Genomic DNA, 596 nt, shown 5'->3' with positions numbered 1-596 from the left:
CGGCGGGTGGGGCGCAGTGCGAGTGATCGCGGCGTCGGATGTCACACACTATCGGGGTTCTGAGGAAACACGCGGCCGGCCCCTGTTGGGGGTTGGTTTCGGGTCTGCTCTGAACTGTGCTCACTGACTACCGCGCGCCTGTTGGGCGTGTATTGGGGTGGGTGGGTGTGTGTTGTTTGAGAAGTGCATAGTGGATGCGAGCATCAAAGTCATGATCTTTTGTTTACAGGAGTGAAAGTTTTTGGTGTTTGTACTGCAATTTAGCAAAATTTAGTTTTGTGTCTCTGTGTGTAGTGCATTCCACATTCGCGTCTGCAGCTGCTGTCCGTGTTGGGTGGTGGTTGGGGTGTGTTTGTGGGTGTTGTTGTAAGTGTTTTAGGGCGTTCGGTGGATGCCTTGGTACCAGGAGCCGATGAAGGACGTGGTAGGCCGCGATAGTCCTCGGGGAGTTGTCAAACGAGCTGTGATCCGGGGGTGTCCGAATGGGGAAACCCAGCACCAGTGATGTGGTGTTACCGCCCGGTGAATGTATAGCCGGTGCGGAGGGAACGCGGGGAAGTGAAACATCTCAGTACCCGCAGGAAGAGAAAACAATA

At 54.7% G+C, this 596-nt stretch carries 1 rRNA gene; it reads left to right on the top strand.

What is annotated here, in order from left to right:
* Positions 1 to 364 precede the first annotated feature (364 nt).
* Positions 365 to 596, top strand: a 23S ribosomal RNA gene (locus ABD768_RS43010); the annotation flags it as partial.

It is taken from the genome of Kribbella ginsengisoli, assembly GCF_039537185.1.
GTDB lineage: Bacteria > Actinomycetota > Actinomycetes > Propionibacteriales > Kribbellaceae > Kribbella > Kribbella koreensis.
The sequence above is the reverse complement of the archived record's forward strand: the minus strand, read 5'-3'. Positions and strand labels throughout refer to the sequence as shown.